General features: G+C 62.8%; 10 protein-coding genes and 1 tRNA gene. 3 read left to right on the top strand and 8 right to left on the bottom strand.

From position 1 onward, the window contains the following. Positions 1-13 precede the first annotated feature (13 nt). From GQF02_RS13860 to GQF02_RS13850, 3 genes are all read right to left on the bottom strand, one after another. Positions 14-108, bottom strand: a tRNA-Sec gene (locus GQF02_RS13860). A 47-nt stretch (positions 109-155) separates the two neighbouring features. Next, the gene (gene selB, locus GQF02_RS13855) at positions 156-2,015 is read right to left on the bottom strand and encodes a selenocysteine-specific translation elongation factor (protein WP_160797941.1); all 1,860 of its coding nucleotides are present in this window, start codon (positions 2,013-2,015) and stop codon (positions 156-158) included. A 55-nt stretch (positions 2,016-2,070) separates the two neighbouring features. Further along, positions 2,071-2,976: a cation diffusion facilitator family transporter gene (locus tag GQF02_RS13850; protein WP_160797939.1), complete on the bottom strand. Its 906-nt coding sequence runs from the start codon at positions 2,974-2,976 to the stop codon at positions 2,071-2,073. Between the two features lie 246 nt (positions 2,977-3,222). On the opposite strand from GQF02_RS13850, the gene GQF02_RS13845 reads away from it, so the two are divergent. Beyond that, positions 3,223-4,191 carry a DUF2860 family protein gene (locus GQF02_RS13845; protein WP_160797937.1) on the top strand — a complete coding sequence of 323 codons (969 nt, stop codon included), beginning with the start codon at positions 3,223-3,225 and terminating at the stop codon, positions 4,189-4,191. Positions 4,192-4,281: 90 nt separating this feature from the next. Here GQF02_RS13845 and GQF02_RS13840 read toward each other — a convergent pair whose 3' ends face one another. Continuing rightward, positions 4,282-4,578, bottom strand: coding sequence for a hypothetical protein (locus GQF02_RS13840; RefSeq protein ID WP_328698627.1), 297 nt, complete (start codon positions 4,576-4,578; stop codon positions 4,282-4,284). Between the two features lie 40 nt (positions 4,579-4,618). Further along, positions 4,619-5,224: an S-methyl thiohydantoin desulfurase domain-containing protein gene (locus tag GQF02_RS13835; RefSeq protein WP_160797935.1), complete on the bottom strand. Its 606-nt coding sequence runs from the start codon at positions 5,222-5,224 to the stop codon at positions 4,619-4,621. An 89-nt stretch (positions 5,225-5,313) separates the two neighbouring features. Between GQF02_RS13835 and GQF02_RS13830 the strand changes: the two genes are divergently transcribed. Beyond that, positions 5,314-6,393, top strand: a complete 1,080-nt coding sequence (locus tag GQF02_RS13830; RefSeq protein WP_124735637.1) for a sensor domain-containing diguanylate cyclase — start codon at positions 5,314-5,316, stop codon at positions 6,391-6,393. Positions 6,394-6,485: 92 nt separating this feature from the next. Here GQF02_RS13830 and selA read toward each other — a convergent pair whose 3' ends face one another. Next, positions 6,486-7,880, bottom strand: a complete 1,395-nt coding sequence (gene selA / locus GQF02_RS13825; protein ID WP_160797933.1) for an L-seryl-tRNA(Sec) selenium transferase — start codon at positions 7,878-7,880, stop codon at positions 6,486-6,488. Between the two features lie 3 nt (positions 7,881-7,883). Next, entirely contained in the window at positions 7,884-8,063 is a 180-nt protein-coding gene (locus GQF02_RS13820; protein WP_160797931.1) for a hypothetical protein, read from the bottom strand. A 179-nt stretch (positions 8,064-8,242) separates the two neighbouring features. Here GQF02_RS13820 and GQF02_RS13815 point away from each other — a divergent pair, with 179 nt between their 5' ends. Then, positions 8,243-9,226, top strand: coding sequence for a serine/threonine protein kinase (locus GQF02_RS13815; protein ID WP_160797929.1), 984 nt, complete (start codon positions 8,243-8,245; stop codon positions 9,224-9,226). Positions 9,227-9,358: 132 nt separating this feature from the next. On the opposite strand, the gene GQF02_RS13810 is transcribed toward GQF02_RS13815, so the two are convergent. Further along, on the bottom strand, positions 9,359-9,844 hold the full coding sequence (locus GQF02_RS13810) for a hypothetical protein (protein ID WP_124735633.1): 486 nt from the start codon (positions 9,842-9,844) through the stop codon (positions 9,359-9,361). Between the last annotated feature and the right edge of the window lie 2 nt (positions 9,845-9,846).

Raw genomic sequence — 9,846 nt, 5'->3', positions numbered from 1 at the left:
GAGTGGTGCGAAATGGCGGAAGATCACAGGAGTCGAACCTGCCCGGGACCGCTGGCGGCCCCCTCCGGTTTTGAAGACCGGCCATTCCACCGGGAATGTTGATCTTCCGCAAGGAGGGTGATTATAAGCGAGCCTGGTGCGTGCGTCGAATGGGCTTAGCCAAACTGTGTGCCATCGCGCAGCAAATGGCGATCGCCCTGACGCCGGGTCAGGCCGCTTTTGTCGAAAAATTCCAGAATCTGGATCGCCAGCTTGCGCCCGGCGCCGATCCGGTTGCGAAACGAGGCGGCATCGGCAAAACCGTGTTCAGCGACCAGCTGACGCACGATATGGGCCATCTCGTGGATGCGTGTGCTCGGGTAATAGCGGTCGGGCACGATGGCGATCACATGGCCCAGACGTGCGGCTTTTTTCAGCAAGGGGCGGACGCTGTCTTCGTCGCTGCCGGCGTCTTGTGCCAGATCGCGCACCCAGCGCGCATCGTCGCCGGCCAGATGCATGGCAATGCGCTGCCATAGCGCATCTTCTGCCGGCGTGAAGGCCAGGCTGTGCTGCGGCAGGTGCAGCCAGCCGCGGGTTTCACACAGAAGCCCTGCTTGCAGCAGCTGATCGATGGCATGCATGACCGCTGTGCTGTCTTCGCTGGGCAACGCCAGGCGCTTGAGGCGCGAGCGCGCCGCGCCCATCTGGTCAGGCTGGGCCAGATGCAGCTCAGTCAGCCGTTGCAACAGCGTGTGCTTGAGGCCTTGCCAGTAGCCGGCCGAATAGGCGAGTGCGCCTATATTCACCAGTTGCAGCTGCCCGGCAAGGGCTCTGGCGTCATCGCTACGCTGACGCGCCCAGGCAAAGGCATCCAGATCGACGCGTCCGGCAGCAGCCAGCACTTGCAGGCAGCGGCTGTCGTCCTGGCCTGCCTGTGAGAGTGCCGACAACTGTGCCAGTCGTGTGGCACTTCGCTTGGCGCGGGTGGGCGGGGATAGATCCAGTACGCGTGCGCCGGCCAGCGTATGGCGGGCGCTGGCATCGCGCACAATCAGCCTGTCGTTGTCGGCTAGGTACAGCGGCGTATCCAGCGCCAGCTCGGCGCAGGGTGTGAGGCTATCGTCGCCCAATAGCGCCAGATGGCCGGTGGTGTGGCGTGCGCCGTGATGGATATGTACCGCCTGCCAGTGTTTAAGCGGTGCGCTGTCCGGCAGCAACTCAAGCTGTACGCTGATGCGTGTGCTGCTATAGCCTTCTTGGCTTAATAACCAGTCGCCGCGCCGGATGTCGTCTTTGCTGATGTCGCCGGCCAGATTCAGTGCGATGCGCTCGCCGGCTAGGGCGCTGCCGCAGGCTTGTCCTTGTGCATGCAGGGCGCGCACGCGCACGCGGCGCTTATCCGCACTCAGGTAAAGGCTGTCGCCTACGCTAACGCTGCCAGACAAGGCCGTGCCGCTGACGACCAGTCCGCTGCCCTTGATGGTAAAGGCGCGGTCTATCGCCAGACGAAAGCGCTTGTGCGGCGCATGGGGCGCGGGTTGTAAGCTGGCCAGATGGCCGCGCAAGGCGTCGATTCCGGCGCCGCTATGGCTGGATACCGGCAGCACGGCGGCAAGGGGGAGCTGGTGGGCAGCGCATAGCGCCTCGATCTCGGCTTGCAGCGCACTGAGGCGCGCAGGCATAGCCAGATCGCTTTTGCTTAAGGCCACGCTGAGCGATGGCACGCCGGCCAGGCGCAAGATGGCAAGGTGTTCGCGCGTTTGCGCCATCACGCCGTCGTCGCAGGCGACGACCAGCAGCGCATGATCCAGACCGCCAACGCCGGCGAGCATATTGGACAGGAAGCGCTCGTGGCCGGGTACATCGACAAAACCGATGCGCGCGCCATTGGCGCATGCAAGAAAGGCGTAACCCAGATCCAGCGTCATGCCGCGGCGTTTTTCTTCGGGCAGGCGGTCGGCATTGGTGCCGGTTAACGCATGCAATAGCGAAGTCTTGCCATGGTCAACGTGACCGGCGGTAGCGATGATCATGGGCGGCTTTCCTTGCTGCAAAGCCGCCCATGGTAGAGGGTGAACGCTGTTTCGGCTAGACCGGATCGACGTGGGTCATTACATTCAGCACCGGATGTTCGGCCATCACGCTGGCGCGCGCCTGTAGCGCGATATTGTGGCCTTCGCGCACATTAAGCTGGCCGTCGACTTCCAGATGCACATCGACCATGATCATATCGCCCATCTTGCGCGTTCTCAGGTCATGCAGGCCGGTAATGCCGGGGGTTGCGAGCAAGGTTGCGCGTATTTTCTCCACTTCTTCCTCATCGGCTGCCTTATCCATCAGGTCGGATAGCGCTTCCCAGGCAAACTGGCCGCCGGTCTTGCAGATCATCAGGCCGACAATCAGCGCGGCGGCAGGGTCCAGCAGCGGGTAGCCCATCAGGTTGCCGACGATGCCAAGCGCCACCACCAGCGACGAGGCGGCATCCGAGCGCGCATGCCAGGCATTGGCCACCAGCATGGTCGAGCGCACACGCTTGGCAATGTTCAGCATGTAGCGGAACAGGCCTTCCTTGCAGAACAGGGTAAACACCGCTACCCACAGCGCGATGGCATGCACCTGCGGAATGGACGCCGGATCGTTGAATTTGGACGCGGCCGAAATGAGCATGCCGATGCCGACCACCAGCAATAACAGCCCCAGCACCAGGGATGCGGCGTTTTCATAACGCTGATGGCCGTAATGGTGGTCATCATCCGGCCCCTTGCGCCCGTGGTGGCTGGCAAACAGCACGACAAAATCGGCCAAGAGGTCGGACAGCGAATGGATACCGTCCGCCACCAGCGCCTGCGAGCGGGCAAAGATGCCGACCGTGACTTGCAGTATGGTCAGGATCAGGTTGATGACGACGCTGACCAGCGTGCTTTTTTTGGCGGCAGCGTAGCGTGCCAGCTCATCGACTTGATTGTGATCCGGCAGACGTTTTTCCAGGGGCATAAGTATGCTTTTGTTTAATTCAAATGACTTTATGATGCCATTGAATGATTAATTTTGGCTTAAGGTTGCCAAGGATGACGGACACCACGGTGTGAACTAATGCACACACTTGAGTATCAACTGGTATCTTCGTGCGACAATCAGACAAACTTTTAGCCGTCTTTAATGAGTGGACGGAACAAGAACTTGATTTTAATCCTCTGTCGCCAAGGGGCAGAGCGATTTTTGCGCAAAAGGGACACAAGTATGAAAAAAATCGCACTGGCTTCGGCCGCATTGCTGCTGACCGGCGCTGCTTCGGCCGCCATTAACCCGATTCCGACCACCAACGGCTTTTCCGGCGCGCTCAGCATCGGTGTGGCGAGCAGTGATGTTTCTTCCAATATGTACAAGGGTGACGACAACGGCCGTATCAATCACTTGGGTGCGCCTGACAGCCACGGCGAAACTGATCCGCTGCTGATGCTGGACTTGCGTTACACCCTGGCCGACAGCCGCACCCAGTTTGTACTGGGTAACCAGGTACACGATGCGCTGCGTCTGGATTACACCCAGCAGCTGGGCGTACGTCAGGAAATTGGTAACAACGGTATCGTTTCCGCCGGCCTGGTATTCAGCGGCTTCGGCAGCAAGGATGTATGGGCCAACCCGTATGCACTGGGCACCGAGCGCGAAGAGACCAAGCGCAAGTCGACCGGTATGCGTCTGGGCTGGGAAGGCATTCTGGGCAGCAACTTCAGCGCCGACATCACCCGCCGCAAGGTTGAGCTGGATGAAGAACGCAGCCCATCGAGCTTACTGGACCGCAACGGCAACACCACCCGCTTCAACCTGTCCTACGACTGGGAATTCGCGCCGGGCCACTTCCTGGCGCCGGGTATCGTACTGGGCAAGCACGACCTCGACGGTCGCGCCATGAGCAACGACTCCGCTGGCTTCAAGCTGGACTACGGCTACAACACCGGCCTCTACACCCTGACTGCTAACCTGTATCTGGGCGAGCAGAAATACGATGCCGGCAACCCGCTGTTCGGCTTCAAGAAGGCGGACAGCAGCGACTTCGTGATCGGCGCCAACCTGCTGCGTCACCAGCTGTTCGGTTACAAGAATGTCAGCGGCTTCGTCAACGCCGCCTACGGCAAGTCCGACTCCGACATCAACTTCTACGATGCAGAAGTCAAGCGTGTCGGCGCAGGCGTGATGTACAAGTTCTGAGCGTAAACGCGTTCAGCCGCAAACCGGAGCCATGGGCTCCGGTTTTTTTATGGCTATTTCCCACACAAGTTGCTGCTTGCAGCTGCCGCCTCAGCTTGCCTGCAGCTGCGGTGCCTGGCCGAAATAGTCAAGCTGGGCCAGCACGGCGGCAAAGCCGGCTGTCAGTGACGGAGTACGCAGGATGGGCGCGGCCGGCAACCCCAGCAGGCTGATGCGCCGCCCCAGATGTTGCGAGCGCTTGAGCGCAGCGTCCGGGCGGATCTCGCTGTTGGAGAGCGGGTGGCCATCTTCGGTGAGCCAGGCCAGCGTATCCGGCGCCGCTGCCAGCGGGGAGGCGCAACCTTCGGCGTAGGCAATCAGGTTCTCGTTGACGGCCAGCACGTGCACGAGGGTGCCGTCGTCTGTGGTCAGAGTAACCTGCAGGCGGTCAAAGCCGCCGCTCTCGTTCGAACAGGCTGTAGCCGCTGTCGTCGGTTGCCGTCAGGTTGGCACGGACCAGGCTGTCGGTCTGGCTGGCGCTGGGAGCCGACAGGGTAATGCTGATGCTCTCTGAACCGTCGGCCGGCTGGTTGGCCAGCAGCAAAGGGGAGGGCGGCGTGGCCAGATTGAAGGCAGCGAGGTTCAGGGTCGGCAGGGCGCGGCCGGCGCTGTCGGCACCCACCAGCGGCAGGCCGGTCTGTGCCGCCACCACGGCCGGGATCAGGCTGTTCATGGTGGCGACCTCTGCCGGCAGTACCGCGCCGGGTGCCTGCGCCAGCAAGCTGGCGTAGCACTGGAACGCCTGTAGCGGGGCGCGGGTAAAGTCGCCGGACTGGGTCGCGGCATTCGGCGCGCCGATGCCGGCAACGGCGGCGGCTACGATGCCAGTTGGCAAATCGTCGACACCGATCAGGGTGACAGGCTGGCCTTGCGCGCGCAGATAGTCGAGCAGCGGGGCTGCGCCGGTCAGTGGGCCGCCACCGCCGCCGCCAAGCAGGCAGGCGCCGATGGCGAGGTGTTCGAACTCGGCGGGGCCCAGGGTTTTGAGTGTCATTGTTGTGTCCTCCAGTTTTTTTATCGAAATCATATTCAATTTGCATTGAATGATGGCAAAATGAATCTTTTAAGCATGCTTGGGACATCGTGTCGCCTTCCGCCTCGTCTACCCCCGCTACGTCTGCCGGCTGGATTCGGGTTCTGCGCCGTCGCTTTCCCGCGTTCGAGAGCCTGTGGCAAGAGTTTCCGGACAATGTCTTCCTGATCGCTTGCGATAGGGACGGCGACTTCGTGCTCGCGGACTGCAACCCGGCGCAGCAGGCCTTTATTGGCCTGCCGGCCTCGGCAACGCAGGGGCGCGCGGTGCGCGAGCTGGTGGCGGCGCCTTACCGCGAGACCGTGCTCGAGCGTTACCGGCAATGCGTGGCGACCGGCAGGCCGTTGACCTACGAGGAAAGCGGGACGGTCGAGGGCAGTGACGCGGTGCACTACTGGATGACCTTGCTGGTGCCTGCCCACGGTGCCGACGGGCGGGTCGAGTTCATTCTGGGGATCAGCCGCGACGTGACTGCCCTGCATCAGGCGGAAGAAGTGTTGCGTCATGCCAACGAAGAGCTGGAGCACAGGGTGGCGATGCGTACCGCCGAACTGGAAGAGGCCAATGCCCGCCTGCGCCAGATAGCAATGTACGACGCGTTAACCGGCGTCTTTGCGCGCGCGCATTTCTTCGAGCAGGGCCGGGACGTATTCCGGCAGGCGCTCGAGCATGATGAGCCGTTATCGGTGCTGATGCTGGATATCGACCACTTCAAGCGTATCAACGACCGCTGGGGGCATGCCGCCGGAGATGGGGTGTTGCGCCTGGTAGGGGCGCGGTTGCAGACAGTGTTTGGTCGCACCAATCTTATCGGACGTTGTGGCGGCGAGGAGTTCGCCGTTGTCCTGCCCCAGCAGCAGCTTGCCAAGGCCTGCTGGTTTGCCCAGCAGGTGTGCGAGGAGATCCGTTCGCACGCGTTTATGTGGCAGGGTGAGTGCATTCCCTGCTCGATCAGCGTGGGCGTCGCCGAGCGCTCGCCAGATGACTATAGTCTGGAGGCCCTGCTGCACCGCGCCGACCTCGCGCTATTGCAGGCCAAGGTTGGCGGGCGCGACGGCTACCGGCAATCCGCCAGCGAGCATGAGCAGCTTGCCGCAGATGGCGCAGCGAGGGATGTGAGTACGGCCTGAGTGCTCATGGGCATCGTTTTGACCAGATACCTTTTTCACTGGCCCGGCAGGCGACGCTTGCCGGGCCAGTGTTTATTGCGCCCGTCGGCGCTTTAAGAGGAGAAGTTGGCGCTAAAGGCGGCTTCGTCTTCCAGGCAACGCAGGTCCAGCCACAGCCGCCCGTCGCTTATGCGGCCTATCACCGGGTGCGGCAGTGCGCGCCAGGTATTGCTAAGCGCCAGCAGCGTGCCGCCCTTGCCGTCGCGCGGGGTGAGCGTCAGCGCGACGCTTGGCAGCCGGTCTACCGGTAGCGAGCCGCTGCCGATTTGCGATGCACAGTCTTCTACCTTCACTTCAAAACCCGCACCCGCTGCTGCCTGTACCACAGGCAGCAGGCGCTGGGCAGCCTCGCGGATAGCGCGTGGCGTGCGCGTGAGCAGGCGCAGGGTCGGCAGTTTGTCCCGCAGCAGATCGGGTTGCAGATACAGGCGCAGGGTCGCTTCCAGTGCGGCCAGTGTCAGCTTGTCGCAGCGCAGTGCGCGCTTGAGTGGGTGCGCCTGGATGCGGTCGATCAGCGCCTTGCTGCCGGCGATAATGCCGGCCTGAGGTCCGCCCAAGAGTTTGTCGCCGGAGAAGGTGACGATATCGACGCCGGCGGCCAGCATCGCCTGCGGCATCGGTTCGGCCGGCAGGCCGTAAGCGGCAAGATCGATCAGCGCGCCGGCGCCCAGATCGGTGACCACGGGCAGGCCATGTTCGCGCGCCAGCGGCACCAGTTCGGCTTCGCTGACACTCTTGGTAAACCCTTCGATCGCGTAATTGCTGGTGTGCACCTTCATCAATAGCGCGGTCTGGGCGCCGATGGCCGCGGCGTAGTCCTTCAAATGGGTGCGGTTGGTGGCACCGACTTCGGCCAGAATGCAGCCGGCCTGACGCATCACGTCCGGCATACGAAACGCGCCGCCGATCTCGACCAGCTCGCCGCGCGACACGATCACCTCGCGCCCGGCGCCTAGCGCCGACAGGGTGATCAGCACTGCCGCCGCATTATTGTTGACCACGCACGCCGCCTCTGCACCGGTCAGCTCGCGGATCAGCTCGCTCACCGCCGTGTCGCGGTGGCCGCGGCCGGCACCGTCCAGATCGTATTCCAGCGTGACCGCACCGCGCATGGCGGCGCTTACCGCCTCTACCGCCGCCTCGGCCTGGATCGCGCGCCCCAAGTTGGTGTGCAGTACGGTGCCGGTCAGGTTGAACACCGGGCGCAGCGCCATTTGCTGCCGGGCTTCCAGCTTGCTTGCGATATGGGCGGCGAGCCTGGCTTGCGAGCTGGCCCAGTCGGGCAAGGCGGCATGTGCCGCGATATGGGCGCGGGCGGCATCCAGTTGGGCGCGCGCGCACTGGGCGAGCGCATGGCGGCCGTGCCGCTTGGCCAGTGGCGCGCATTCGGCGCTGGATAGCAGACGGTCCATGCCGGGCAAGGCTGCGTAGAGGGTAGGGGTATCCATGGGTCAGCTCAGATCGATGAGCCAGAAAACCGGCATCAACAGGAAAAGAATGATCAAAAAGGCGAGTGCGGCATGAAAGAACAGCCAGAGCAGCGGTGCCAGCGTCAGCGTCCATAGCTTTTCGCGCAAAGGACGAAGTCCAAGGCGGCGCGCGGCGCGTACGCGTAAAGGGCGGTTTTGCATCAGTCGCCAGCCTGAGCGCATAAAACTGCCCAGATTGAAGCGGGGCTTGGGGTGTGGCGTGTCCGTATGCATGAAGTCGGGCAGGGAAGTCTTGACAGTAAAGGGTCGAGGATGCAGTGCCGGCGCCTTGCTGTCCAGTCTTGCGCATGGCTAGGCGGGGGCTCGCGTATAATCGGTGCATGGATACCTTGCACCCGTTTTCCCGGCTGACGCCGGACTTCATCCTCGACGCGGTCGAGAGCACAGGCCTGCGCGCCAGCGGCAGCCTGATGGCGCTCAATAGCTACGAGAACCGCGTCTATCAGATTGGTATCGAGGACGCGCCGCCCTTGATCGCCAAATTCTACCGCCCCGGGCGCTGGAGCCGGGCGCAGACGCTGGAAGAACATGCGTTTTCGCTGGAGCTGGCCGAACGCGAGCTGCCTGTGGTGCCGCCGCTGCTGTTTGATGGCCAGAGCCTGCTGTCGTGGCAGGGCTTTGATTTTGCCCTGTTCGAGCGCCGTGGCGGGCGCACGCCCGAGCTGGGTGACCCCGAGGTGCTGGAGTGGATGGGGCGTTTTCTCGGCCGCATCCATGCGGTGGGCGCGATTGCGCCGTATGTGGAGCGCCCGGCGCTGGATGCAAACAGCTTCGGTCACGAGCCGGTGGATTTTCTGCTGCATAGCACCCTTTTGCCGGCTGAGCTGCTGACGCCGTGGCGCACGGTGGCCGAGCAGTGCCTGCAAGGCATCGAGGCGGCGTATGCGCGCGCCGGGCAGGTGGCGATGATACGCGTGCATGGTGACTGTCACGCCGGCAACCTGATGTGGACCGATGCCGGCCCGCACTTTGTCGACCTGGACGACAGCCGCATGGCACCGGCAGTGCAAGATTTGTGGATGCTGTTATCGGGTGAGCGCGCCGAACAGAGCCGGCAACTGGCCGATGTCCTGGTCGGCTACGAAGATTTTTGCGAATTCGACAGCCGCGAACTGCATCTGATCGAGGCGCTGCGCACCTTGCGCCTGCTGCACTACTCGGCATGGCTGGCGCGCCGCGTGGACGACCCTGCATTTCACACCGCGTTTTCCTGGTTCAATACCCCGCGCTACTGGGAAGAGCAGATCCTGACCTTGCGTGAGCAAGTGGCTCTGCTGTCCGAGCCGCCGCTGTGGCCGGTATAGATGGTCGCATTAGCGAAGCATGAGCGAGTCAAGCAGGGCAAAGCCGCAGCTTATTGCAAGACCCGCCCAGCCATGATGGCCGGGCGGGTCTTTTAGCTTGTAGCTCAGGCATGAGGGCGCACCATATTCGGGCTAAAAGGCATAGCGCAGGTTGAAGGTGGTGGCACTGACCTGGCCTTGATAACCGCCCACCTTGATTTTGGGTATATAGCCGACCTCCAGCGCAAGCCTGGGTGTGCCTACGGTGAACAGGGGCATGACCATCAGACCGTTGATGCCGGAGCCGTGCAGATAGCCACCCAGCAAGACCATGCCAGCCTCCCAGTCACCGCCAAGCGGCCATACCCGGCGCCAGCCACCTGCGGCAAAGGCGGCTGTTTTGGCGTATGAGTCCCGATATGCGCCGGCTCGGGCCAGCGTGTGTCCGCCTGCCAGCATCTGCTCAAAGCCCCACTCCAGCCCCAGCCCGGGATTGAAGTCATGCAGATCGCACTGGTAGCGTTGCCTGTCGCAGCTGCCATGGTGGGAAGCGCCGAAAATCAGCAGTGCCGGTTCGGCGGCAAGTGGCGCGGAAACCAGCCATAGTGGCAGGATGAAATTCAGGCTGGTGGGTTTCATCG

The sequence above is a fragment of the Craterilacuibacter sinensis genome, assembly GCF_009831765.1.
In the GTDB taxonomy this organism is placed as follows: Bacteria; Pseudomonadota; Gammaproteobacteria; order Burkholderiales; family Chromobacteriaceae; genus Craterilacuibacter; species Craterilacuibacter sinensis.
Note: the sequence above shows the minus strand (reverse complement) of the source record. Positions and strands in the feature narration are given on the sequence as shown.

Coding starts and splice junctions, on each gene's coding strand:
- selB (WP_160797941.1), bottom strand. CDS start 2,015: ATGATCATCGCTACCGCCGGTCACGTTGACCATGGCAAGACTTCGCTA.
- GQF02_RS13850 (WP_160797939.1), bottom strand. CDS start 2,976: ATGCCCCTGGAAAAACGTCTGCCGGATCACAATCAAGTCGATGAGCTG.
- GQF02_RS13845 (WP_160797937.1), top strand. CDS start 3,223: ATGAAAAAAATCGCACTGGCTTCGGCCGCATTGCTGCTGACCGGCGCT.
- GQF02_RS13835 (WP_160797935.1), bottom strand. CDS start 5,224: ATGACACTCAAAACCCTGGGCCCCGCCGAGTTCGAACACCTCGCCATC.
- selA (WP_160797933.1), bottom strand. CDS start 7,880: ATGGATACCCCTACCCTCTACGCAGCCTTGCCCGGCATGGACCGTCTG.
- GQF02_RS13820 (WP_160797931.1), bottom strand. CDS start 8,063: ATGCAAAACCGCCCTTTACGCGTACGCGCCGCGCGCCGCCTTGGACTT.
- GQF02_RS13815 (WP_160797929.1), top strand. CDS start 8,243: ATGGATACCTTGCACCCGTTTTCCCGGCTGACGCCGGACTTCATCCTC.
- GQF02_RS13810 (WP_124735633.1), bottom strand. CDS start 9,844: ATGAAACCCACCAGCCTGAATTTCATCCTGCCACTATGGCTGGTTTCC.